Below are 25,130 nucleotides of genomic sequence, written 5' to 3' on the forward strand. Positions count from 1 at the left end.
CAATCAACGGGAACGCGATTATTTCATCAAACAAGGCAAATAAGGGGTTAACCCTTAGTAGTTAGCTGCTACTCTTGGGATACCCCTTTTTAAAACCTGCCTTTTTCTTTTAACTCCACAATTCCATTCTGCTTGTCGATACAGCTACAGCACCTGCGCCAAATAAGATGGGCAAATCCTCTTTCTTCTCAATAAATCCGCCCAAAATAATATCTACCCCGGTCTCTTTCTTTATAGCCTCTATTTTCGGATGAGAGAAGCTCGGTAAAATTTCGATGTAATCAGGCTTCACATGCTTCGCAGAATTTATAATCGTCTTCATCGAGTGGGAATCAATGATAAATCCGCGCTGTATCGCGCTAAGGCCATACTTTTTAGCATTAATCAATGAGGAGGTTCTTGTGCTGATCACCCCATCGATTTTGATGCTTTTGGACAAAAAATGAATCGAGGCTTCATCATCTTTAATGCCTCTTACCATATCCAAGTGGAGATATATTTTCTTATTGGCGCTCTTGACGCTTTGTACGATGCTTTGCAATTGAATCAGTTCGCCTTCCAGCAAAAAAATGATTTCCTGCGGCGATGCCAGAGCCTTCTCTAGCTCCTTAAAGCCTCGAACAGCCGGTATAACGGTATCCTGAATCATAGCTCCCCTCCTTGCTTGCGTGATCTATTTCATAATTAGGAATCCAATGTAAGAACTTAAATTATAGCCTATTTCTAAAATATTTACATTTTTTTCATAAAAAATCCACATCTCTTATCCACCCCTCATTACAAAAGGAACAGATAATGATGTGGATTGTCTAAAACGCCGCCGTATCAAAAGTGAATGGCTTATCTTTTAAGCTTTATCGCTTCTATTCTTCATCCTTCTCCCATTCCATCGTCCGGTTAACTGCTTTCTTCCAGCCTTTATACAGCTTGCTGCGGACCGCTTCCTCCATTTTTGGCTCGAAGGTTGCAATCCCGTTTGCCCGTCCTGCAATGTCTTCTTTCTTCCAAAAGCCTGCCGCAATTCCTGCCATGTATGCTGCCCCAAGCGCAGTAGATTCCGTGACCGCAGGTCTTTGTACAGGCACGCCTAGTATATCTGCTTGGAATTGCATCAATAAATTGTTTGCCGTTGCCCCGCCATCCACCCGCAAGGACTGGAGCTTAAGGCCCGAATCGCTCTCCATCGCGCCAAGCACGTCTTTGGTCTGATAAGCCATAGAGTCGAGCGTAGCCCGAACGATATGCTCCTTCTTAGTGCCGCGCGTCAGGCCGAACATCGCTCCTCTTGCATACATATCCCAGTATGGCGCTCCAAGCCCCGCAAATGCCGGTACCACATAAACGCCATCCGTATCCGTCACTTTGCCAGCGTAATATTCGGAATCCGATGCAGAATCAAACAGCTTCAGACCGTCACGAAGCCACTGGATCGCTGCCCCCGCAATGAAAATGCTTCCTTCCAGCGCATATTCCACTTTGCCGTCCATGCCCCAAGCGATCGTTGTCAATAATCCGGATTTGGAAGCAACTGCTTTCGTTCCGGTGTTCATCAGCATAAAGCAGCCGGTGCCATACGTGTTTTTGGCCATGCCGGACTCGAAGCAGGTCTGACCGAATAGCGCAGCTTGCTGATCACCCGCAACTCCGGCAATCGGAATTTCTGCTCCGCCGAACGTCTGCGGATCCGTGACGCCGTAAAGTCCTACGGAAGGCTTCACTTCAGGAAGCATGGATAGCGGGATGTTCAACTCCTCCAGCAGCTTTTCGTCCCAGCTCAAATTCATAATATTATACAACATCGTACGGGACGCATTCGTATAATCAGTTGCGTGGACTTGTCCTCTTGTCAATTTCCAAATCAGCCAAGTATCCACCGTACCAAATAGCAGCTCGCCTCGCTCCGCTTTCTCTCTAGCACCTTCTACATTGTCTAAAATCCATTTCACTTTGGTCCCCGAGAAATAGGCATCCACTACGAGACCCGTATTTTCGCGGATATATGTCTCTAATCCCTTTTCCTTCAAGCTATCGCATATTTCAGCGGTTCTGCGGTCCTGCCACACGATTGCATTATAAACGGGCTTGCCGGTGTTTTTATCCCAAACGATAGTCGTTTCCCTCTGGTTCGTAATTCCGATGGATACAATCTCCTGCGGGCTGACGCCTCCGGTTTCAAGCACCTCGCGGGCTACGCCGCTTTGCGTTCCCCAAATCTCCATCGCATCATGCTCAACCCAGCCTGCTTTTGGATAAATTTGCGTAAATTCCTTTTGAGCCGTTCCTACATTGTTGCCCTCACGGTCGAACAAAATTGCACGAGAGCTGGTTGTCCCTTGATCAAGAGCAAGCACATATTTTTTTTCCATTATAAAAACCTCCGCATTTTTATTTTTGTTTATTAACCGGTAAATACAGATGTATAGAAAATTGCAGCAAGCACGCCGCCAATAATCGGGCCAACGACAGGAACGAACGCATAACGCCAATCGGAAGAGCCTTTACCCGCAATCGGCAATACAAAGTGCGCAATCCGTGGACCCAAGTCGCGTGCCGGGTTGATCGCATACCCCGTTGTCCCGCCCAAAGAAAGACCAATAACCACCACCAAAAACCCAACGATAAGAGGCGTAAGACCATCGGCCATGCTGTTAGCCCCGATTGCCATAATCGCAATCACTAAGACGAATGTGCCAATAATTTCGCTGATCAGATTGGCACCAAAATTCCGAATCGCAGGGCCTGTAGCAAATACAGCTAGCTTTAGCTCGGTGTTTTCCGTCTCTTTCCAATGAGGCAAATAGTGCAGCCATACCAATACCGAGCCCAAGAATGCGCCAATCATCTGTGCAAGAATATAGCCCGGCACTAGACTCCATTCGAATTTGCCTGCCACTGCAAGCGCAATCGTTAATGCAGGATTTAAATGCGCCCCGCTAAAGCCTCCTACAGAATATGCCGCTACTGCAACTGCTAGGCCCCAAGCCAATGTAATGACGATCCAGCCTGCGTTTTCGGCTTTGGATTTCTTTAATAATACGCCAGCAACTACGCCATTACCTAGTAAAATTAATAGTGCTGTTCCAATGATTTCTGCCATAAAAGCGGACATTGTATTTGACCCCCATATTATAAGTATTAAGTAGAAGAACATACTCTTCTTAGCTAAAGATAAACGCAATCTACGCCTCGAGAACGGCTGCATCACCTCCAAAAAAAATAAACAGCCATCATTTAACACCTGCGCTTGTTCCTCATAAAGGACAATTGCAGGTGCTACATAATGGCTGTTCTCAGTTTCTCACAGCAGATCATATTCACTTGTTTCGTATTATACATAGCATATGCTAGTTTGTAAACCCTTTCATTGACTGAAAATTACTTCTTAGCTAGCAAACGAGAGATAGGCCGCTTCAATCACGGGCGCTGAACTGCTGCTGAACTAGCTTGGCATATAAAGGGTGGCCCTCGAGCAGCTCCGCGTGTGAGCCTTGACCGGAAATTTCGCCTTTCTCCAGCATAATAATTTGGTCAGCGCCGCGTATCGTCGAGAGGCGATGAGCGATAACTAACGTCGTCCTCGCCTTCATCAGCCCTTGAAGAGCCTCCTGCACCTGCTGTTCGGAATCACTGTCTAAGTGTGCCGTTGCTTCGTCCAGCAGCAAAATATCGGGATTTCGCAAAATAGCTCGAGCTATTGCCAGCCGCTGACGCTGGCCGCCAGATAACATAACGCCTCTTTCTCCGACCTCCGTCTCATAGCCGTTTGGAAGCGAGTGAATAAACGATGTTAAATTCGCCTGCTTCACCGCCTCGTTTATAAGCCCCTCTTCCACTTGCTCCAACCCATAAGTGAGATTATGCCGAATGGTGCCTTGCATCATTGGACTGTCCTGCGATACATATGCGATTCGTTTGCGCCAATCCTCCAGCCGCATCGACGCAATCGACTCTCCCGCGTACAAAATTTCACCCTCGGTCGGATTGTAGAATCTCTCTATCAGAGAGAATAACGTCGTCTTGCCTGTACCGCTCGGACCTACAAATGCGGTTACTTGCCCCTGCCTAGCTTGAAAGGAGACTGCATGCAGCAGCGGCCGGTCCTCCGAATACCCAAAGCTTACCCGATCAAACTGGATCAAAGATTTTTGGGCTTCCTCTTGAGTGTATGCTTTGGAAGGCTTTGCCTCGCCAGATTGCTCTTCCTTCTCTCCCAGCAGCTCCAAAATTCTCTCGGAAGCACCCATTGCTTTCTGAAATTGCGTGAAAAACGAAGCCATCTGCGTAAACGGCATGACAATTTGAAACATATATAAAATAATGGCAACGAGTTCGCCGCCTGTTAAGGTGCCTTGCGCTACTCGCACTCCGCCGTATCCAATTAAGATCACGAGAATGAGCAGCATTACAGTCATCATTAATGGCGTTACAACGGACATAATTTTCGCTTCCTGCAGCCCAAATGTAAACAACCGCGATATTCGCAAGCCGCCCTGGCGCTGTTCAACGGGCTCCGCAAGCGATGCCTTCACAAGGCGGATGTCGGAAAGCACTCTGCCTAAATCACCTTGAAACAGTGCCGTTTCATCCTGCATCGATTTGGAGACTTTGAACATTTTGGTCCCAAGCGGCCATAGTACAAGCAGTGCAGCAGGAACGGCAATCAGCATAAGCAGCGTCAGCTTCCAGTCGATAATCAGCAATAAAGTCACGCCGCCGATAATCGAAATAATGCCGCCCAGAAAAGAAATGACATGGCCGATAATAAAATCCTTTATCACATTCGTGTCATTCGTAACGCGGCTCATCGTCTCCCCAGAGCTGTTGCGATCAAAGAATGGAACAGGCAGCCTGAGCACTCGCTCCCATACCTCGCGCCGCAAGCCGGCAATAACATGCTGGCCAACATAGGACATGGTGTAGACCGTGAACCCTGACATAATGGTCTGAGCCAAAAAAACAGCACCGAGCACAACAAATGTAGCCGTCTCGATCGTAGATTGCGAGAGTTCATCAACTAAATTTTTGGTCAATAACGGAATGAGCAGCGAAAGCAGCGTCTCTCCAAGCCCTAATACAATGGCGGCTGCTATCAAAATAGTAGCTGGCTTATGCTTTGCAATCAGCTTGAAAAATTGCGATACGCTGGCAGTTGCCTGAGCTTTCTCAGCTTCAGCGCTAATTTTCATTTGATTTCCCCTCTTTAATCGTTTTCAAAGCTTCAAGATGCTCGAATACTGCGGCTAGAAAGGTCTCTTCATCCTTCGTGAATGCATTTGGAAATAAAATAGGGTCAATCGAGTGCGAAGGATCGTCGAGCCGCTCTATTTGCGCAAGCTCCTCTTCATTAAATCCACTGACATATTACAAGGCAAGCGAATGCTGCAAGTCCTCCTCCGGCCTAGCTAAATAAGCAGCAATGTCCTCAAGCGAGAAGTCCAAATATTTAAGCGTCAATATTTTTTGCAGCTGAATCAAATCCCGATCGGTATAGAAACGATGTCCATGCGCATTTCAGCTGGACGGCTTTAGCAGCCCTTTGCGATCATAATAACGGAGTGTCCGTTCAGTTACCGCGGTAAGCTTGGCGAAAACGCCTATTGCATAAAGAGAATCTTTTTCCACCAGTTACTCCCTCCTCTGGAATAGAGTATAACCCTTGACGCAGCGTCAAGGGCAAGAGGTTTTCATCATTTATTATGACTACTTGACTGCTTAAAATGTAAAATTAAAGATTAATAGAATAGTAGTCTCCCTTTCATTTGACAATATCCGTTTTTATTTTTTTGTATAAATTAGTACAATCTTTATTATATTTTTGTATATGCTTCTTTTTTTACAAAAATAAGTGTTGTAAACATTGGGAATTTATATATAATAAATTTGTGAACAAAATGTTACAAAAACAACAAATCAAAGGAGAGAAATAAATGGATCACTACCAACAGCCCCCAGTAAATACGGTTGTGCCTGGATACGACTACCATCCGCAGCAGCCTGTTTCCCCAGTTATTACAGTAAAAGAATGGATGCTCATCACCCTTGTTATGATCATTCCGATCGTAAACATTATCATGATGTTCGTATGGGCATTTGGCGAAGGCAATCCAACCAAAAAGAACTTCTTTAAAGCGTCCTTGATATGGGCTGCAATCGCTCTTGTCATTTATGCCATCATTTTTATCATTCTTGTCGCTGCGGCAGCAACAACTGCTTCTAACATGTATTAATCGAAGCAAGGTTACATACAAAGCAAAAAAAAGGGCATCCCGGAAGTTGAATCAACTTCTGAGACGCCCTTTTTGTTTATGCGATAGTTTATTCGATTCAACGCTATACGGCTTTACTCCACTGCGCGGAAACGGTACACCTTGCTCGAGTAGTCGCCAAAAAATTGCGGAGTCGCTAGGCCAGCATAAAGCAGTTGATCGCCGCCATACACCGTTTCTTCGCCATGCAGCTTGTAATCGCGATTCGGATCAAGCCCTTTCAGGCGGAAGCGATTGAGCTTCGGATTCGGCTCTTGCAGCACAGAAACGAAGACAACAAACGCTTCGCTTTGGTCTTTGGAAACGAACATCCAAGCCGTTTCATTACCTTCGAACGGATTAAGCAGACGGTAAAAATCTCCGAACTGCACAAGATGGCGTACATCCTTGTATAGCGCAACCTGCTCCTTAACCTCGCTCTTCTCTTCTTCCGTAAACTGAGTCAAATCAAGCTCGTACCCGAAATTGCCCGACAGCGCGACATTTCCTCTCGTCGCAAGCGAGGTGATGCGTCCAACCTGATGATTAGGCACCGCCGATACGTGAGCACCCATCGAGCTTACAGGGTAAACAATGCTTGTGCCGTATTGAATTTTCAAACGGGATACCGCGTCCGAGTTGTCGCTTGTCCACGTTTGCGGCATGTAATACAGCATGCCCGCATCGAATCGGCCGCCGCCGCCAGAGCAGCTCTCGAACAGTATGTTCGGGAACGATGACGTGATTTCCTCTAGCACAGCATAAAGGCCAAGCATATATCTGTGAGCCGTCTCGCGCTGACGCTCTGCTGGCAGCAGCGCCGAGCCGATCTCCGTCATATTGCGGTTCATATCCCATTTCACGTACGTAATCGGCGCGCTTGAAAGAATGTCCGAAATCGACTTCACGATGTATTGCTGCACATCCTTGCGCGACATATCCAGAATAAGCTGTTGTCTCCCTTGCGTACGTCTGCGCCCCTCTACATGCAGGCACCAATCGGGATGCGCTTCGTACAGCTCGCTCTCCGGCGAGATCATCTCCGGCTCAAACCATAGGCCGAATTGCATATCGAGACGTTTCACGCGGCTGACCAAATCCTCTAAGCCGTTAGGCAGCTTATTGCGGTCTACGAACCAATCGCCAAGCGAAGTGGTATCGTTATCGCGCTTCCCGAACCAGCCGTCATCCAATACGAACAGCTCGATGCCGAGCTCTTGGCCTGCGCGGGCGATGTCTTCGATTTTATCCGCGTTAAAGTTGAAATACGTCGCTTCCCAGTTATTGACGAGAATCGGACGCGTTTGGTCACGGAACGTTCCGCGAATGAGGCGTGCGCGGTAGAAGTCGTGGAAGCTGCGCGACATACCCCCGAGCCCATGCTCGGAATGAACCATTACTGCCTCAGGCGTTTGAAATTGCTCGCCCGGCTCCAGCTGCCAATTAAAATCAAACGGATTGATGCCTATGAATAGACGCGCAGCATGGAATTGGTCCACCTCTACGCCGGCAGTGAAGTTGCCGCTATATACAAGGTTCACCCCGTATACGTCACCATGATCCTCCGTAGAGCCTTCCGACAGCAAAGCGACAAAAGGATTTTGCATATGGCTGCTTGAGCCGCGGCGGCTCTCGATTGACTGCAAGCCTGGCACGAGCGTGCGTCTATGAATATGCCGCTCGCGAATCCATGCGCCGGAGAGCTGCAGCATTTCAAACCGGTCATGCGCAAAATCAAGGCTCATGCTGAATGCACGCTGCAGCTGCAGCGTGTCGTTTCCGTTGTTGACGACTCTTGCCGAACGGGTAATCGCATCAAAGTTTTCAAATACCGTATAAGACAAAATAACTGACAAGCCGGTCAGATCATCCTTGAGTGTCATCTCCAGCGTCTGCGCTTCGGAATCGCTTTCCACGTACGTCGCCGGCAATCCGGCAAGTGCAGGTTTTCCATTGATGATCTGATATGAATCATAGCGCAAATCCGTTACGGTTGTGCCGTTAGGCAGCTTGACTTGAAAAGCCGGCATCCGAAAGTCTGAGTTGCCATAAGCCGGATACTCATGCGGAAGCGTATCGAGCGACAATTCCAATTGGTCAAGCTCCGTGCTAGGCGTAAAGGATGCGCGGCTTGTTAGTTCAAATAAGCGCTCCAGCTGTACGCCGCGCACCTTTTTGCCCCAATAGATGTGTGCGAGATAGCCTGTTTTCGTAATATGGATGACATAACTCGTGTCCTTCGCTTGCAAATGAAATAACGAACGCTGCTGATCATATTGAATAGTCAAAATAATAACCTCCTAAAAGTTTGAGAAGACGTGCTTCTGAACTGAGCTGAACAACCTCAAGTGATTCTGCTAGAACTGCTCTTTTTGAAACTAGCCAATGTTTATTAGCATGAGAGGGAATTTCTCTGTTAATCTGCTTCTTTTCAGCGAATCGACGTGTCCGAAGCCTTCAACGAACTGCCGCAGCTTTCCCGAACGATGAGCGTCGTGTTGATCGTCATATGAATAGCCGCCTCCCGCCCTTCAATACGCTCAAGCAGCAACTGTACCGCCGCTCGGCCCATATGCTCCGTATGCGCGCGAACGGTTGTTAGCGGTGGATTCAGATAGGCGGAAATTTCGATATCGTCAAAGCCGACAATAGCCATATCCTCCGGCACTTTAATGCCATGCTCATGCAGCGCCCGAAGCGCGCCGACTGCCATCGGATCACTCCCTATAAAGCAAGCCGTAGGAAGCGAGCTTTGCTGCAGCAGGCGGTTCATCGCTTCATACCCGCTGTTTGAGGACCAATAGGTCTTCATCACATAGCTTTCATCATATAATCCCTGCTCGCGCAGCGCCTTCTCGAAAAATACGCGGCGCGGCTCGTCGTTTTCCGTTCCTTCATAGAGGCTGTTCAGCCGGTGCACATAATCATTGCCGCCGATGTAGCCTATTTTTTCATGCCCCAGCCCTCTAAGATGAGAGACAACCGCTCTAGTTGCCTGCTCAAAATGAAGCTTCACCGTATCGTATTCGTTCAGCTCATTCGAATGATTGACGAAAACGATTCGATTGCCGTTATTGTACAGCTGACGCACATCGTTTTCTTCGATCGAGCCCACAACGATTAAACCGTCCAGCTCATGCACGGGCTGCATCTCTACGCGGCTATTGCCTCTCAGCACTTTAATAATGCTGATTCCCAGCTCCTCGCAGCGCGTCTCAATCCCTTTGCGAATAGAAGTAAAGTAAGGATCCTCATGCTCATCCTCAAGCGTCGACCACATGAGAAGGCCAATTTGCTGACGAGAGAGCTGCTCTTCTTTTTTCATTCTGCGCAGCTTGGAAGGCTTATATTGCAGTTGCTCGGCAATACTAAAAATGCGGGCCCGCGTTTCCTCGCTTACTGCCAAAGTCATATCGTTGTTCAAAACTCTTGACACAGTGGCAGCCGAAACGCCCGCCTCCTGCGCAATATCTTTTATCGTCGCCATTCCACACTCCATGTTTAGTTAATAAATTTACTAAATAATATTTACAGTTTAGCAGACAACAATAAATACCACAAGTACCCATGCAACTTTTGTGTACGATTAACGTCAGACTTGATGAAGACACTAAAACTTACAACAATGGGGGAATCGCTTATGAAAAAGTTGATAGCTGTTTTCGCACTAGCCCTGCTTCTATCCGCCTGCAGTACGAATGCAAGCCAGACGAACACCACTCCGGGCGATGGAGGAACAACTACGAATACGGGTCAAAATCAAAGCACCGATGCTGCTAAGCCGACACCAACTACCAGCGGCAAAGTTAATGATGGCGGGCCTGAGCAGGCAGCAACTCCTGAAGATGCGGCAGCTGCTGTTATTTTGGCATTAAAGGAAAAGGATATGACTACACTTGCAGCTTATATTCATCCGGGTAAAGGTCTATTATTCTCACCCTACGCGCATATTGATAATGCGACTGCCAAAGTATTTCCAGCCACTGGCTTGCCGGCATTAACGGACACGACTGTTCATCAATGGGGCTCCTATGACGGCTCAGGCGAACCGATTGCGCTTACCTTCCAGCAGTATTACGACAAGTTTGTGTATGATCAAGATTTTATTAATCCGGAGACCGTAGGCGAGGACCAAATCATAGGTACGGGCAATACGATCGTCAATATTAAGGATGTTTATCCGGACAGCTATGTAATGGATTATTATTTCAGCGGCTTTGACCCCCAGTATGGGGGCATGGATTGGGAGAGCCTTATTCTAGTGCTTGAGGAATTAAACGGAGCTTGGTATGTGAGTGCAATTGTTCATTCGCAGTGGACGATCTAAATAACAAATGCTGCCTCCCTTGCACTCCGGGGGCAGCATGCTTTAGAAATCTTTTCGTTTGATAACAAGCAAGCCTAAAGCAAGCATAGCTGCCGTATAAATGACACAATAGACTAAAAAAGAGTTTGAAGGCGCACCGCTAATTGAAAACGTACTAAGCTCCCTGTTGATGTCAATCAAACCACTGAGCTCTTTAATAGAGAACAGCTCGCTTAACATCCGCTGCTGCAAAGCATCAGCCGGCATCACCAGCTTAATTAAGCCGGTTATCGTCTCAATCGTCTGCATCCCTTCCATTTCTGGTCTTCTGACTCCCATAAGACGCCCGATTGTGCTGCCTAGCCAACCCATTCCGAATAGCATTGTCATGCCGATACCGTTTCCTAATGGGCTAAGATAACAAGAGCCAACCATCGTTAACGTGACTAGCAGCGGTACTACAGAAGCAAATAGTACGTACGACTTTAACAAAACAGGCAGTTCAAACAATACACCTGTCTCTATCCAGCAAATCCCAATTATTAACGAAAATAATAGAATAGCGTACATCGCTCCATACGAAACGAAGCCAAGCCATCTCCCCATATACCATCTCCAGCGTTGAATAGGCCTTGCTAGTACGGATTGCAGAACCCCTTGCTCCGCCTCCCCAGTCACAGCGGCAACCGAGCTGAATATAGCCAGAAAAGAAACCGCAAAAGCCCCAAAGAAAAAACCGAGTGTCAGCATCATAGCACTGCTTGTAAACTTGTTTATGAAATCAACCGAAGACTCTACGGCTTGATCCTGCATCTCGCCCGCGATTGCATCTGCAACAAACCAATAGGCGACCCAAAATATGACCGTCATAATGATCGTCATCAGCGTCACGCGCTTGCGAATAAGCTCCTTCCACGTTAAGCCCCAAACCGCGATCATCTGCGTTCCCCCCTATGCTCAAGACCCGTTACGGCTTGCAGAAACCACTCATCGAGACGGGATTGGGTTTTGCCAACCTCATATAGCGTTAACCCTAACTCGATAAGAATATAATTGACCAAGCCAATCTGCTCGTCATCCTCAAGCGCCAGTTCCAGCCAAACGGAACCGTCACCAGCCGCTTTTTCGGATACAACAACATTTTCCCCAAGCATTTGCCGTATACGCTCAGGCGCGAGCGGTGTATAACCGCTGACTCGCAGTCGAAAATTCGATTGTGTGCGAAGCACCTCTGCTACCTTGCCCTCCGCCAGCACTTGACCATTATTAAGCAGTGCGACCGTATCGCATAAATGCTCCACATCCTCAAGCAAATGGGAATTAAGAAAGATCGTCTTCCCTTGGCTTCTAAGCCTTGCAAGCAGCTGCCGCACCTCATGCCGGCCAACCGGATCAAGCGCTGAAGCCGGCTCGTCGAGGAAGACAATATCGGGATCACCCAGCAATGCGCATGCAAGACCAAGCCGCTGCTGCATGCCCTTGGAATAGCCTTTAAGCCGGTCTCGTCCTCGGCTGCCGATGCCAACTTCGTCCAGCAGCTGATGGATGCGGCGTTTGGCATGGACACGATCCAGCTCGCATAGCTTCGCATGAAAGGCAAGCACCTCCTCGCCGGTCAACCAGTCCGGATAACGAAACAACTCAGGCAAATAGCCCAATCTTCGCCTCGCTTCGATAGTGCCGGAAGCATGGCCGAATAGTTGAGCTTTACCTGAGGTAGGCTGGATTAAACCGGTGAGCATTTTGACGACCGTGCTTTTGCCCGCTCCATTAGGACCGAGGAAGCCAAAGGCTTCCCCTTGTCTAATGGTTAACGTCACGTCAAGGCAGCCGCGCCCGTCACCATAATCCTTGCTTAAAAGGCTCGTTTCTATCGCATATGCGGTCATGAGCGGACCAGCTCGGCGATTTCGGATTCTACTTTTTTGGCATCGCCATAATTCTCGAAGCCTGCTGTCACCATATAGCCCTTCTCCAGCCACACCGCAGTAGTAGAATTATGGTCTTCACTGCTCTCCACGTAAACATCGACGCCTTTTATGCTGATCTTCTTCGGATCTCCCCTTGTCAGGAGCGGCAGCGGGATTTGGCCATCTTCCAAGTTGGAGGCTTTCATAAGCGAGTCACGCAAATGATCAGGCAGCGCCGGGAATCGAATGACGGCCTCGAAAGCATCTTTGACATCAACAGAATGATCGACCTTAATCGTCGGCACCTCCAAATAGTTAATCCAAGCGCGCGGCTCAGAGGAACCTTCCATCTGAGACGTATAGGAGATTTGCGTGCCCCTGCCCGTATAAAAAGTGATTTCTTTGCCATCTACGGAAGACGGCAGCAGCTTATCCGCGCCTAGCTTGCTCATCGTGCTGTTGATTTCATCCACCTTCAAGCTGAATTTAAACGTTTGCGAGGAGGTCGACGAAATATCGATGCCCTGTTTATCAGCAACGGTTATTGCCGGAATGGCAAAGCCTAACTGCTCAGCAGCCTTCTCAGGCGTCAGCTTCTGCCAGCTTCCATGCGAAATTTGTTCAAATTCGCCGAAGCGGTTAGACATTTCGAGCGTTTCGCCTTCTTTTATAAAGCTGTTCATAAGCGTAACCAAATCATCCTCCTGCACCACCATCACATTATCCATACGAAACGTATTGAGCCATGCCGCCAGCACTTCATTCGTTGAAGGTGTGGCGATCACAACGGTGATGAGCGCGGCGGCGCAAGCCGCCACTGTCTTGCCTATATTTCTTTTGATCCAGCGACGGGCTGCTCTGCCCTTGTTTGGCTTGTTTGCAGACTCGCCTGATTGAACGCGCACTCTTCCCAGCGGTACGGAATTCACTTGCTCCTGTACGGGGAGCAATCTTCCTTGCGGCTGTGCTTGCAAGCTTCCTGGGGCTGCCGATGTCCCCTGCACATGATGATCATCCTGAGCAAGATGCCCTTGCTTCTCCCACTGTTCCCAGAGGGGCGAACACTCTGCAGTAAGCAGTTGCTTCTCAAGTCGAGCCCATGCATCTGCCGTTTGCTCTTGTTCTTTTTTATTATTTTCATCGTTGGTTGTCATTTTGAACTCCTCCTAAAAGGTTTTGACCGATCTAACCAAGCTTCATAGATGGTCACTCTACTCGTTGGACATTGCACCCTCTGTTTTGAGTGCATTCCGCTTCAGTCTCTCTCCAGCTCTGCGCAGCATCGTGCCGACCTGAGGCTGGCGCACTTGAAGCTGCTCCGCAATTTCCGCATAGCTATAGCCCTCATATCGCAGCAGCAGCATCTGCTTGTCACGCTCGGGCAATGAATCGAGCCACACCCGAACCTGCTCCTGCTCGCCCTTGTCGATAACCCGCTCCTCATGGGAGGGCATCGCTTGCGGCTGCGCCAGCATGCTCTGCTCCTGCTTTTGCGTCAGTGCGCGCTCGCGCGCTTTCTTATCCATATAGTCATAGGCCAGCCTCGTCAGTACTCGTTGAAGCCAGCCTCCGATTGCTTCAGGCTGATCCGGCGGAGTCCGGTAGAGCCTTAGAAATGTTTCCTGGGCGAGATCCTCAGCGGCTGCTTCATCGCGAATAAGCGCAATCAGCTTGCGTCTTACCGACGGATAATGCTGATTAAATTGTTGACGAAACAAATCCGGCGCCGAATGTTCCATTCCGTTGTCCTCCTTGCATTTTTTGCTCAAGCTATAAGGAAGACGTTATCTTCCATCGTTTTGTAACAGCTTCTGTGAAAAATATTATTTTACCAAATAAAAAGGGCTATTTCCTTCATTCCGCTATGAAAAAAAACCGCCTCCACGTTAGACGCGAGACGGTAGTCTGTTAAGCTTCTTGCTTATTATGCTCCATAAAAATCTGAACGAATCGAGGAGCAGGAACGGGAGGACTAAAAATATAGCCCTGAACCCCATCGCAATTATGATCGGAAATGATACTCAGCTCTTCCTGCGTCTCGACGCCTTCGGTCACGACGCGCAAATTCAAATTATGTGCGATGACGACGACGGATTTGAATATCATCTGCTTTTTAAAATCGCCTACAATGCCGTTAATAAACGATTTATCGAGCTTCAGCGTATGCAGCGGAATGTTCTGCAAATAACTAAGCGACGAATAGCCGGTGCCAAAATCATCAAGCGACAGCTTAACGCCAAGCTGCTGCAGCTCATGCAATATTTTGAGCGTATGCGCGGGGTTGTCCATGAAGATCGACTCTGTAATTTCCAGCTCGATCTGCTCAGGGCGAATGCCCGCATCGGAAATAATCCGTTCAATCGTATGGACGATTTGCTTCTGCTGGAATTGAATCATCGACATATTCACGCTCACCGACAGCAGCGATAAGCCCATCCGCTCCCATTCGCTAATTTGCTGGCAAGCTGTGTACAGCACCCATTCGCCCAGCGGGATAATAAAGCCTGTCTTCTCCGCAATTGGGATAAAATCAAGCGGGGAAACCATGCCAAGCTCTGGATGCTTCCAGCGTATTAATGCTTCCGCTCCATAGATGGCTCCGGAAGCTACATCAATCTTCGGCTGGTAATAAAGCATAAATTGGCCTATCTCAAGCGCCTTGAACATGCTGTTCTCAAGAATCAGCTCCTTCTTCGGCACATCATTCATGGAAGAAGTATAAATTTTGCATGTGTTGCGCTCTTTCTTGGCGACGTACATCGCAATATCCGCTTCCTTAACAAGCTGGTCCGCAGTGCTTGCGCTTAACTCATAGTGAATGCTTATTCCAATGCTTGCCGTTATATAGAAGATCCGATCCTTGAGCTTAACAGGCTCGGAAATAATCGACAATATTTCTTCCGCTATGTAGGTGATTTGGTGGAGGTGAATTGTGTTTTCCAACAGCGCAATATACTCGTCGCCCCCGAACCAGAATACACTTCCGCCGCCGTCAATTGCACTCACGATCCGTGCTGCTATCTCCTTGAGCAATTGGTCGCCCATCGCGAGATCAAGCGTATCATTAATCATTTTGAATCGGTCAAGGTCGATGAAGAGCAACGCAACTGGCCCCTGTGTCCTAGCGTTCTCCGCAACTATCCCTTCCATATAGCGACGATAAGCGTACCGATTGGGCAAGCCGGTCATTAAATCATGCTTCGATTGGTACTCGATCAGACGCGCTGCTTCCTTCTTCTGGGCAAGCATATTATTGAAATGCTTCGCCATAAATTCAAATTCATCATTCGTATGTATGATGAGCTGATGCTCTTCTTTTCCCATAGCGAAAGCATAGGTTGCCTGCACAACCTTATTAATATTCACCAAGATGATTTTCCGAACAAGAAGTACCATCACGAACGTCATTAAAAGCAGGGCAAATGCTGTTATGAGAATCGATTCTTTCAAACTTTTATAATAGTCCGAGAGCATATTTTTTTTGGGAATAACCGTTTCAATATGCCAAAGAACATTATTGATTAGAATCGGATAAAACATCCGCAGTACAGTCCCGCTTTCACCAGGTTCGGTCGTATAGCTAAGTCTAAGCTTCGTCCCTTTCATTGCTTCCAGCTCATCAATACCCTCCCATAGAAGATATGGGGTATTCACAAGCGCTGGATTGCTGCCGTTAGCCAAATATTTATTTTTGGTCGTTACAATGCTGGCATAACCGCCAAGCGGCCGGAAACCTTCGATTTTCTTCTGCACCGATTCCAGTGAATAATCTGCTCCTACTACCCCTAAAAATTTGCCTTGCTCATCCAAAATGGGCAGCACTAGCGATGTCATCAATATTGATTTGCCATCAATTTCGTAAGAGTACGGCTCTATTAATGAGAAAGACTTGTCTTTTTTTGGCAGTTGATAAAAGACACCTTTCATCTTATCCTCATAGTCTTTAATTGCGATGACTTGAATGGAATCGTCCTTGCGCACCACATAGGGAATAAAGCGCCCCGTTGCATCATCGTAACTGTTCATGTTTCGGTAGCGCTCATCTTCCCCCTCAAACGCATTAGGCTCCCACAACGTAAAGACGCCTAGTAGTTCCGGATGCTTCCCTAGCACCTGCTGCAGCAAATTGACGATGAATTCCCGATTTTGCAAACCATATTTATTCCTCTGAAGCATTGTTTCTTCAAGCGTGCTCAGCATCGCCATTGTCTGATCCATTGAATTGGAGAAAGGATTTATGTAGTCTATCGACTGCGTCTGAGCGATAAGCTCGCTTTCACGCAGGTTCGAATGGTATAGCTTATTGAGGTGGGCGGGTACTAAAATTCCAAATGAAAGAATAACAAGCAGGCCAAGAGATAAAATTAACTTTTGAGCAATGCTTAACTTAATCTTTCTCATCTCAATCTATCAGCCCCTTGTTGTCGGAGAAAGCAAAAAAAAACGACGTAATTTGTCAAATTATGATTTAGTTCTAGTATACTTGACAATTTGCATCCAGCACAATGATAAAAATAGGATAAAAACACTATATAATTCGACAAAAAACTACTTTAGTCGCTCTGTATAACTGTCAACAAGAGTCAATAGACCTTTTTTAAAGAAATAGTAAGGATTAATAGCAACCTTCATTCTCTTCTCTTTCTTTGTTCATATACAAAAAAACCGCCCAGTCGATGACTTGGCGGCGCTTGCTTATGCAGCTTATACTTGGTTTTGCTTTTCCTTTTGCTTATCGCCATTATCTTCAATCGCGCGGTCATGATCCTCCAAACGATGAGGACGTTTGCCTTTCCCGCCATGAAGTTTGTAAAGCTCCTCACGCAGCTGCTCCGATGATTGGCCCTCTGTCTTAATGCCATGCTCCTCGGCTATTTTGCGCAAATGCTCCAGACGCTTTGCTTGATGCTCCGCTTTGAACGCTTCCCATTTATCTTTATTCGCAAGCTTCGCTGCCTCTACTTCTTTCTTCAACTGATCGGCGTTCTTGCCTTCGGTTTGGATGCCGAAATAGATCGCCATTTCCTTCAGCTTCTCTAGTCGATAAGCTTCAAAATCTTTACGCGTCATTTTTCCCTTGTGATGCTTATGATCGCTGTCCATATCGGACTCTTTAGGGTGCTGAATGACTAATGAAGCTCCCGGTAATGCCGCTGCCGATTTTGCCGCCCATACGGGAGCGACCGAAAACAGCACGGCAAGCGCCACGGCGGGAATAAACCATTTTTTAATCATTTGCTGCCACACCTTTCCATTCTTTCGTGATGCAGAGGCAATAAGGTTACGCCTCATCTGGCTTATTTTGCCCAAGCATTCACCTGTATAGACATGATGATGGCATTTTTCGACAAGATCTGATGGCGATAGGCTGGCTAATCTGCATTATTCCGCTGTATGCTCTGCTTGCTCCAGAAGCTCCAGCTCGCGCAGCAGCCAAGCCTTTGAGAAATGTTCACCAATAAATACGGCAACATCATTTACTTTTCCCTGCGGATCAATTCTAAGAAAATCTGACTCCTTATAGGCATATTGAAAAAGAAAGCGGCTTGGCGCATCCGTAAACGTCACGATCCCCTTCGCCCGGTAAATGTTGTCCGGCATCCGCTGAAGCAGCGACTCAAATGCCTCGCTGCTTATCGGGGTGCGCCAATAATGCGTGACAACCATGACATGCTCGTGCGAATGATGATGGGCATGGGCTGGATGGGTTGCATGGTCATGGTCATGGGCATGGGCATGCGTGCAGCCTGCGACTGTGCATTCCTCGCTTTCGCCATGTGTATGAGCGGCTATATGCCGCGCTTCCATGTCAGTGAGCTGATGCTCCTGCACGTGCGATTCCACTTCTGCATCCAGCCAGCTCCAATCGTCAATCGCGCATCGTACAGTCGCAATGATCTGAGCATGGGCATTTAACTCGCGCAATTGCTGCTGCGCCTCCACGAGCTGATCCGGCTCAAGCTTGTCCGCCTTATTCAATAACAAAATCGTCGCGCAGCGGATTTGCTCCTGCATCAGCTTGAATGTCCGTCCTTTGCGGGCGCGGCGCGCGAGCAGCTCAGGCCCATCGACGACCGTAATAACGCTGCGTAGATCAATGGACTTGTACATAGCCGCCTCGGTTACCCCGTCCAGCGTTTCCATCGGATTGGCGGCACCCGTGGATTCAATAAAGATGACATCCGGCTGATGCTCATTGATCAGCGTGCTGATCTCCATGCCCAAATCGCCGCGCATCGTACAGCAAATGCAGCCGCTCAGCATTTCCGCCATTGGCACCTCATCGCCTACCAGCTGGCCATCCAAGTTGATATCCCCAAGCTCGTTCATAATAACGGCTGGCTTCTTGCCTTGCGCAGTGTAATAGTCCAGCATTCTTCTTAGCAGCGTCGTTTTCCCGCTCCCTAGAAAGCCTGACAGTAAATGTACCGGTATATTTTGTTCATTATTTGTCGTCATCGTGTGATATCTCCCGTATGCCATATTTTAAACCGAGCATGAATGGTCATATTATATCGTAACTGTTACGCTCTTTCACCTATTTGAGCTTGAGAAATCATTAAAGCAACTCTAATGAGTCAAATTTAATATTTTCGAAGCATTTGCTGCTACTTAAAAAGGACAGCTTCCGCTTTAATGAACTGCTGATCCAGCACATGCTTCATCACCTCTTCCGATGTCGTGTCGGGAAGCATAAAAGAATAAAAATATCCAATCATACTTTTTTTTAGGCTAACAGATTTTTTGTTTGATTTTTTGTGCAAGTCGTAGTACCATGTGGGCAACGAGGCTTTATGGAAGACGGGAGTGTGATCGCAGGGTGGAATCAATATCGCAGGAATTTCTCTTTTTGACAGAGATGGCCAAGGGTATTACGGCGCAATTCGGAGAGCGCTGCGAGGTTGTCGTGCACGACTGGTCGAAGCCGGTGGACAGCACGATCGTTATCATCGAGAACGGCCATGTAACAGGACGAGAGATCGGAGACCCCGGCACGAATCTAGGTCTCGAAATTATGCGGGGAACGTCCGAGGGCGACAATCGCCATAACTATGTAACGCAAACGAAGGACGGGCGAATTCTTCGGTCCACCTCCATGTATGTCAAAAACAACGCAGGCACCATTATCGGAGCGCTATGCATCAACTTCGACATCACCGATCTGATGGTGGCGGAGAAAACGCTTCAATCGCTGACGGCAAGCGGCTTTACGCCGGTTCGAGAATCCTTCGTCAGCAATGTGAGCGACCTGCTCGATTCGCTTTTGCAAGAAGCGCATGAAACGATTGGCAAGCCGCCAGCGACTATGGCCAAGGAAGACAAAATCAAATTCATTCAATTGCTCGATCAAAAGGGAGCTTTTCTCATTAAAAAGTCAGGCGAGAAGGTTTGCAGCTACCTGAGCATTTCTAAATTTACGCTGTACAGCTATTTGGATGAAGCCAAAGGCGCAGACAGCGATGGAGGAATCGTAGAATGAGTGACAACTTGAACACAGCATTGTATGACGGACGTGAGCTGGAAACCCCCTGCCTTGTCATCGACAGCAATCTTGTTGATGCCAATATCGCTTCTATGGCGGAGAAGGTGAAGCCATTTGGCGTAAAGCTCCGTCCCCATGCGAAAACGCATAAGCTGCCAGAGATGGCCGCAAGACAGCTCGCTGCTGGCGCCATCGGCATTACCGTTGCAAAAATTTCCGAGGCTGAAGTGATGGCGGACAACGGCATTCGCGATATATTCGTCGCATATCCAATTATCGCGAAATCCAAGATTGAACGTGCCGCCCGCCTAAGTCTATCAGGTGTTCGATTAATCATCGGAGTGGATAGTCTAGAAGGCGCAAAGCGGATTTCTGAAGCAGCTTCCCGCGCGGGCGCTGAGCTTGAGGTGCGCCTCGAGCTCGATACCGGGCTGAAGCGTACGGGAGCGGCGATCGATACAGCGGTACAGCTCGCCAAACAAATCACCGAGCTTAAGGGGATTAAGCTAAGCGGCATCTTCACGTATCGCGGCACGATGGTTGCAGGAGCATCAACCCTGGATGTGAGAGCAGCCGGTCTTGAAGAAGGCCGCTTAATGGCTGATGCGGCGGCTGTCTTAAGAAGCGCCGGCATCGCGATTCAAGATGTGAGCGTCGGTTCCTCGCCTACGTCTGTTGCCGCAGCCGAGGTAGATGGCGTGACGGAGGTTCGTCCAGGCACTTACATTTATCAAGACCGGATGCAAACCGTCTTTGGCATCACTACCCTTGAAGATTGCGCTGGCGCCGTGCACGCTACAATCGTAAGCCGTCCTTCGCCAGATTTGATTATCATCGACGGCGGCAGCAAAACTTTCGCGACCGACGTGCAGCCAGGCCATGCGCCGCTGTTCCTCAAGGGCTTCGGCCATATCGTCGGAGATCCCGATGCGGTGCTTGAGCGAATGAATGAAGAGCATGGCATGATTCACGTGAAGCCGGATTCTGCTTATCAAGTCGGGGATGTCATTCGCATCATCCCTAATCACATTTGCAGCACGGTCAATTTGCACAGCTTCGTCTACATCAAGGAATCGACAGGCGTGCTGCGCAAAACGTCCGTAGCGGCACGTGGAATGCTCGAATAGCGAGAAGAGGAGGATCAAAGCATGCTCGATCTTATTCTGAAAAACGGCAAAATCGTTGATGGAAGCGGCAATCCTTGGTATAACGGCGATGTAGGCGTAAAGGATGGCCTTATCGTTGCCATCGGGCGCATTGATCAAGAAGCTGAGCAGGTTATTGATGTTGAACGCAAGGTTATCTCTCCCGGCTTCATCGATGGACACTGTCACTCCGACCTCATGATTATCGATCACCCCCACAGCGAAATTAAGCTGCAGCAAGGCGTGACGACTGAGGTTGTCGGCAACTGCGGGCTTGCTCCCGCTCCATTCGTTCGGGAAAAAGCCGGCCTGCTGCAAACATACGTGCAGCCCGTTCTCGGCAGTACGAGCTGGGAATGGCCTTGGGAAACGGTCGGCCAATATATGGATTTTGTAGGCCGCTCGAATCCTTCCGAGCATATCGCCACCTATGTCGCGCACGGAGCGCTTCGTATCGCGGTGATGGGCTTCGAGAACCGCCCTGCGTCAAAGGACGAGATCGAACGGATGAAATCGCTCCTTGAAGAAGGGCTGCGCGCTGGCGCGATCGGCTTATCAATCGGCCTGCTCTATGCGCCGGGCAGCTACACCTCCCGCGAAGAGCTTGCAGAGCTTTGCAGCGTGCTGCCGAAGTATAACGGCCTGCTCTCCACTCATATTCGCGGAGAGGGCAACAATTTGCTGCCTTCCGTTGCCGAGGTCATTTGGATCGCGGAACGGGCAGGCATCTCGCTTCATATCAGCCATCTGAAGGCAGCGGGACGCGCCAACTGGGGCAAAGCGCTGGATGCGCTCGAGCTTGTGGAAGCGGCAAGGGCACGCGGCATGGACGTCACGGTCGACGTGTACCCTTACGCTGCAGGCTCGACGACACTAACGACCGTCCTCCCTCCTTGGGTGCTTGAGGGCGGCATTGATGCAACGCTTGAAGCGTTTCGTGATAAAGCGCTTCGCGCACGCATCAAGGAGGAGCTCAGCCATGAGCAAGAAACGTGGGACAACCTCGTATGCTCCACTGGCTGGTCCAGCATCATCATCTCGTCGATGCAGACCGAAGCGAACAAAAGCCTTGAAGGCAGATCGATTGCCGAGGTTGCCGAGCTTCGCAGCCAGCACCCGATCGACTGCATGATGGATCTCCTGCTCGAGGAGAACGGCCAAATCGCTATCGTCTACTTCCATATGTCGGATGACGACGTGAAGCAGGTCATTGGCTACGAGAAGTCGCTAATCGCATCCGACAGCCTGAACTGCGAGATCGGCAAGCCGCATCCGCGGACATACGGCACCTTCCCGCGCGTCTTCGCCAAATATGTACGCGAGGACAAGGTGCTGTCGTTAGAGCAAGCGGTTCGCAAGCTGACATCATTCCCTGTTCAGCGCTTTAAGCTTGGCAAGCGAGGTCTGCTTGTACCGGGCTACATCGCTGACATTACCGTTTTTGACCCGGCTGTTATCCAAGATACAGCCACCTTCGAGGAGCCGCGTCAATACCCGTCAGGCATCTCGAAGGTTATCGTCGCCGGCCAGCTTACACTGGCGAATAGCACACATACACATAAGCGTGAAGGACAGCTTATTCGCGCGCAGCATTGCTGCACGCACTAGCTGACCATTACTATATAAATTATTTTAAGAGGAGCTGTTATCATCATGTCCATTATTGAAAAACGTCTTGCCGAGCTTGGAATTACTTTGCCAGAAACAACAAAACCGAAATTTTCCTACATTCCGGTGAACCAAACAGGCAATCTCATCTACACTTCGGGCTTTGACTGCCGCATCGATGGCGTTCTTATGTACGAAGGAAAAGTAGGCTCCGACCTTACGATTGAGCAAGGACAAGAAGCAGCGCGCCAAATCGTAATCAACCTGCTTGCAGCAATGAAAGCTCACCTAGGAGATCTTGACCGCGTTGTGAAAATCGTCAAAATTCTCGGCTTTATCAACAGCGCTCCCGGCTTCGGCGATCAGCCGTACGTGCTTAACGGCGCATCCGATTTGCTAATTGAAGTGTTCGGCGAAAATGGCCGCCATGCCCGGTCTGCTATCGGTACAAGCGACCTTCCCTTCCATACGCCAGTTGAAATTGAGCTCATCGCAGAAGTTCGCGAGTAGCAAGCCATGCAAAACCCCCAAGGCTCAGGCACTTGGGGGTTTTGAATGCTATTTCAATTAGTGGAAACGCAATTTAACCGATTTACAAGTAAGCTTAGTCTACTAGCTCCACCAAGAACGGGAAATAATAACAAGCAGAATGAAAAGTACCAATATAATGCCAAGTCCAGTACCTAATCCGCCTACCGACCCGCAGCTTCCGACGCCTGCAACTGGATAAGCCGGACCGCAGTTACCTGCGCCAACTCCCCCTACTCCATAGCTCATTTGTTCATCTCCTTTTTTATTAAGGTACAGTATCCTATGATTTATGGCGAAATGTGTATAGGCTATTGCGATAAATGTGCTCCTGTACATTTTTCCAGAAGCCCACACTTTTACATGATTTGCGATTGGGTCATCTTTACGCACAAATAAAAAAACCTTTAAGTCATGGGAGACTTAAAGGCCAACGTCCTTATCCTGAATAAGAGAAGCGGCAGCCCGTCCAATCCTTCTTTTCTCCTCAGCCTGCTCCACCTCTCGCCGAACATATGCCGACTCTTCCCTTTCCACGTTCATTTTTATGGCGCCACCGTACCTCGTTTTCTTACTGTCTCCATTTGGTGCTTCACTCGAATGGTCTTTCCGCTCTCTTTCCCGCTTACACGTTATCCCTTTCTTATTGCCCTGCTCACGCAATCTACCGTATGATTATATGAAACTATTAGCTTTTTTTTATAGCAAACTACCAACCAAAAAAAAGGACGGATTGTAAACCGATGAACACTATCATTTTTGATCTGGATAATACGCTTATATGGGATGAGAAAAGCACCGAGGAATCGCTTGATGCAACATGCAAGGCAGCGCAGTTGGCAAAAGACTCAGATTCCTCGCTGCTTAAGCAGGCTGTTATTAGCCATGCCCATTCTTTATTTGAGGAGCTGGAAGACTATTCGTACCTAGCAAATATTGAAGTCACAGCGATGGAAGCGTTGTGGGCCCGCTTTGATGATGGGGCTGCGCCTGAGCTTCAGCGCATGCGAGAACTTGCACCCCTGTATCGTAAAAGGGTATGGGGAAACGGATTAAAGGAGCTGGGTATTTATAACGAAAAGCTGGCGGCCGAGCTTGCGGAAACATTTCCGGAGGAGAGGCGAAAGCGTCCTTATATATATGAAGATACTTTTCAAGCGCTGAATTCCTTACATACTCATTACCGTCTAATGCTGCTCACCAACGGTACGCCTGATTTGCAGAAAGAGAAGCTATTTGGCGTGAGCGGCTTATCTGCTTTTTTCAGCCATATTGTCATTTCGGGTGAGGTGGGCTGCGGCAAGCCCTCCCCTAAGATCTTCGAGCATTGTATGGAGCTTGCGGGGCTGAAGACTGAGGAGTGCTTAATGGTCGGGGACAATTTGTTTACCGATATTTTGGGTGCAAGCCGGGCTGGAATGGCAAGTGCCTGGCTGAATCGATCAGGGCAGCCGCTGCCAAGCAGCGCCGCTCAGCCAACCTTCGAAATCAAGTCGCTTCTCGAAATTGAGTCGCTGCTCTCACTTAAGCCTATCGGTTGATAAGGCAATCAAAAAAGATGTCGCTAGCACCATTGTGGAGTAAACGTTAGCCACAGCTTGTCCATAAAGATTAAATATAACATCCCCGCGGCTTTGGCCAGCGGGGATGTTATTATAGTTGCAGTTAGTGGATATACGCATAGATTGGATCACGCGTTAGCTTTTGCTTGGCTATTATTACAGCCAAGAACGAGAAATAATGACAAGTAGGATAAAGAGAACGAGAATAAATCCAATGCTTGAGAATCCGCCGCCGCAATTGCTTACGCCTGCAACTGGATAAGGTGCGCAGTGTCCAGGTCCTACATTAGCACCTGCTACTCCATAGCTCATGTGTTCATCTCCTTTTTGTTAACTTACACAG

Annotated in this window: 22 protein-coding genes and 1 pseudogene; 7 read left to right on the plus strand and 16 right to left on the minus strand. The window is 48.5% G+C overall.

Annotated features, from left to right (window positions below):
- Positions 1 to 109: 109 nt before the first annotated feature.
- The 5 genes and pseudogenes from AC1TPC_RS14715 to AC1TPC_RS14735 form a co-directional block, all read right to left on the minus strand.
- Complete coding sequence (locus AC1TPC_RS14715; RefSeq protein WP_482067580.1) at positions 110 to 649, minus strand: glycerol-3-phosphate responsive antiterminator; 540 nt, start codon at positions 647 to 649, stop codon at positions 110 to 112.
- Positions 650 to 863: 214 nt separating this feature from the next.
- Positions 864 to 2,366 (minus strand): glycerol kinase GlpK, encoded by a 1,503-nt coding sequence (glpK, locus tag AC1TPC_RS14720; protein ID WP_482067581.1) that lies wholly within the window; start codon positions 2,364 to 2,366, stop codon positions 864 to 866.
- Between the two features lie 32 nt (positions 2,367 to 2,398).
- Entirely contained in the window at positions 2,399 to 3,109 is a 711-nt protein-coding gene (locus tag AC1TPC_RS14725; RefSeq protein ID WP_482067582.1) for an MIP/aquaporin family protein, read from the minus strand.
- 301 nt (positions 3,110 to 3,410) lie between these two features.
- Entirely contained in the window at positions 3,411 to 5,186 is a 1,776-nt protein-coding gene (locus AC1TPC_RS14730) for an ABC transporter ATP-binding protein (RefSeq protein WP_482067583.1), read from the minus strand.
- 175 nt (positions 5,187 to 5,361) lie between these two features.
- Positions 5,362 to 5,622: pseudogene (locus AC1TPC_RS14735) on the minus strand (MerR family transcriptional regulator).
- Positions 5,623 to 5,927: 305 nt separating this feature from the next.
- Here AC1TPC_RS14735 and AC1TPC_RS14740 point away from each other — a divergent pair.
- A complete protein-coding gene (locus tag AC1TPC_RS14740) occupies positions 5,928 to 6,227 on the plus strand; it encodes a hypothetical protein (RefSeq protein WP_482067584.1) in 300 nt (99 codons plus the stop codon).
- A gap of 113 nt (positions 6,228 to 6,340) precedes the next feature.
- Here the strand turns inward: AC1TPC_RS14740 and AC1TPC_RS14745 are convergent, their stop codons facing one another.
- Complete coding sequence (locus AC1TPC_RS14745) at positions 6,341 to 8,533, minus strand: alpha-galactosidase (protein WP_482067585.1); 2,193 nt, start codon at positions 8,531 to 8,533, stop codon at positions 6,341 to 6,343.
- Between the two features lie 143 nt (positions 8,534 to 8,676).
- Positions 8,677 to 9,732 carry a LacI family DNA-binding transcriptional regulator gene (locus tag AC1TPC_RS14750; RefSeq protein ID WP_482067586.1) on the minus strand — a complete coding sequence of 352 codons (1,056 nt, stop codon included), beginning with the start codon at positions 9,730 to 9,732 and terminating at the stop codon, positions 8,677 to 8,679.
- Between the two features lie 153 nt (positions 9,733 to 9,885).
- On the opposite strand from AC1TPC_RS14750, the gene AC1TPC_RS14755 reads away from it, so the two are divergent.
- Positions 9,886 to 10,572, plus strand: coding sequence for a hypothetical protein (locus AC1TPC_RS14755; RefSeq protein WP_482067587.1), 687 nt, complete (start codon positions 9,886 to 9,888; stop codon positions 10,570 to 10,572).
- Positions 10,573 to 10,614: 42 nt separating this feature from the next.
- On the opposite strand, the gene AC1TPC_RS14760 is transcribed toward AC1TPC_RS14755, so the two are convergent.
- The 7 genes from AC1TPC_RS14760 to AC1TPC_RS14790 all read right to left on the minus strand — a co-directional run bounded on the left by AC1TPC_RS14760 (position 10,615) and on the right by AC1TPC_RS14790 (position 18,920).
- On the minus strand, positions 10,615 to 11,490 hold the full coding sequence (locus AC1TPC_RS14760) for an ABC transporter permease subunit (protein ID WP_482067588.1): 876 nt from the start codon (positions 11,488 to 11,490) through the stop codon (positions 10,615 to 10,617).
- Positions 11,487 to 12,440, minus strand: coding sequence for an ABC transporter ATP-binding protein (locus AC1TPC_RS14765; RefSeq protein WP_482067589.1), 954 nt, complete (start codon positions 12,438 to 12,440; stop codon positions 11,487 to 11,489). Before AC1TPC_RS14765 ends, AC1TPC_RS14760 begins: the two co-directional genes overlap by 4 nt.
- Complete coding sequence (locus AC1TPC_RS14770) at positions 12,437 to 13,615, minus strand: hypothetical protein (protein WP_482067590.1); 1,179 nt, start codon at positions 13,613 to 13,615, stop codon at positions 12,437 to 12,439. The genes AC1TPC_RS14765 and AC1TPC_RS14770 overlap by 4 nt, the downstream gene beginning before the upstream one ends.
- A 57-nt stretch (positions 13,616 to 13,672) precedes the next feature.
- Positions 13,673 to 14,200: a sigma-70 family RNA polymerase sigma factor gene (locus tag AC1TPC_RS14775; RefSeq protein WP_482067591.1), complete on the minus strand. Its 528-nt coding sequence runs from the start codon at positions 14,198 to 14,200 to the stop codon at positions 13,673 to 13,675.
- 169 nt (positions 14,201 to 14,369) lie between these two features.
- Positions 14,370 to 16,862: a bifunctional diguanylate cyclase/phosphodiesterase gene (locus tag AC1TPC_RS14780; RefSeq protein WP_482067592.1), complete on the minus strand. Its 2,493-nt coding sequence runs from the start codon at positions 16,860 to 16,862 to the stop codon at positions 14,370 to 14,372.
- Between the two features lie 303 nt (positions 16,863 to 17,165).
- Positions 17,166 to 17,696, minus strand: coding sequence for a hypothetical protein (locus tag AC1TPC_RS14785; protein WP_482067593.1), 531 nt, complete (start codon positions 17,694 to 17,696; stop codon positions 17,166 to 17,168).
- A 147-nt stretch (positions 17,697 to 17,843) separates the two neighbouring features.
- Entirely contained in the window at positions 17,844 to 18,920 is a 1,077-nt protein-coding gene (locus AC1TPC_RS14790; protein WP_482067594.1) for a CobW family GTP-binding protein, read from the minus strand.
- Positions 18,921 to 19,281: 361 nt separating this feature from the next.
- On the opposite strand from AC1TPC_RS14790, the gene AC1TPC_RS14795 reads away from it, so the two are divergent.
- Genes AC1TPC_RS14795 through AC1TPC_RS14810 form a run of 4 tightly spaced genes read left to right on the plus strand, consistent with a single transcriptional unit; the run spans position 19,282 to position 23,207 of the window.
- Positions 19,282 to 19,941, plus strand: coding sequence for a helix-turn-helix transcriptional regulator (locus AC1TPC_RS14795; RefSeq protein ID WP_482067595.1), 660 nt, complete (start codon positions 19,282 to 19,284; stop codon positions 19,939 to 19,941).
- Complete coding sequence (locus AC1TPC_RS14800; protein ID WP_482067596.1) at positions 19,938 to 21,071, plus strand: alanine racemase; 1,134 nt, start codon at positions 19,938 to 19,940, stop codon at positions 21,069 to 21,071. Before AC1TPC_RS14795 ends, AC1TPC_RS14800 begins: the two co-directional genes overlap by 4 nt.
- A gap of 21 nt (positions 21,072 to 21,092) precedes the next feature.
- On the plus strand, positions 21,093 to 22,697 hold the full coding sequence (locus tag AC1TPC_RS14805) for an N-acyl-D-amino-acid deacylase family protein (RefSeq protein WP_482067597.1): 1,605 nt from the start codon (positions 21,093 to 21,095) through the stop codon (positions 22,695 to 22,697).
- Between the two features lie 45 nt (positions 22,698 to 22,742).
- Entirely contained in the window at positions 22,743 to 23,207 is a 465-nt protein-coding gene (locus AC1TPC_RS14810) for a RidA family protein (RefSeq protein WP_053374277.1), read from the plus strand.
- Positions 23,208 to 23,309: 102 nt separating this feature from the next.
- Here AC1TPC_RS14810 and AC1TPC_RS14815 read toward each other — a convergent pair whose 3' ends face one another.
- Complete coding sequence (locus tag AC1TPC_RS14815) at positions 23,310 to 23,474, minus strand: hypothetical protein (protein ID WP_482067598.1); 165 nt, start codon at positions 23,472 to 23,474, stop codon at positions 23,310 to 23,312.
- Between the two features lie 494 nt (positions 23,475 to 23,968).
- Between AC1TPC_RS14815 and AC1TPC_RS14820 the strand changes: the two genes are divergently transcribed.
- Positions 23,969 to 24,766: an HAD family hydrolase gene (locus tag AC1TPC_RS14820; protein ID WP_482067599.1), complete on the plus strand. Its 798-nt coding sequence runs from the start codon at positions 23,969 to 23,971 to the stop codon at positions 24,764 to 24,766.
- Between the two features lie 177 nt (positions 24,767 to 24,943).
- Here the strand turns inward: AC1TPC_RS14820 and AC1TPC_RS14825 are convergent, their stop codons facing one another.
- On the minus strand, positions 24,944 to 25,099 hold the full coding sequence (locus AC1TPC_RS14825; RefSeq protein ID WP_187768168.1) for a sporulation protein YjcZ: 156 nt from the start codon (positions 25,097 to 25,099) through the stop codon (positions 24,944 to 24,946).
- Positions 25,100 to 25,130 lie beyond the last annotated feature (31 nt).

Source organism: Paenibacillus sp. Y280, assembly GCF_056786335.1.